This window comes from Ralstonia sp. VS2407 (genome assembly GCF_052950655.1).
Map to the genome: position 1 here is coordinate 1 of NZ_JBRFVG010000410.1, position 255 is coordinate 255.

Here is a 255-nt window from a genome sequence, read left to right on the forward strand (position 1 = left end):
GAACTCAGCCTATAGCGAGACATACTCGTTATAGGGTCAAGCGAATAAGTGCATGTGGTGGATGCCTTGGCGATTACAGGCGATGAAGGACGTAGTAGCCTGCGAAAAGCTGCGGGGAGCTGGCAAAAGAGCTTTGATCCGCAGATATCCGAATGGGGAAACCCGGCCCATATGGGTCATCTGTTACTGAATACATAGGTAACAGAAGCGAACGCAGTGAACTGAAACATCTAAGTAGCTGCAGGAACAGAAATC

General features: G+C 49.0%; 1 rRNA gene. It reads left to right on the top strand.

The annotated features are described in order from the left end of the window. Positions 1-34: 34 nt before the first annotated feature. Positions 35-255 (top strand): 23S ribosomal RNA (locus ACU8YE_RS25725); the annotation flags it as partial.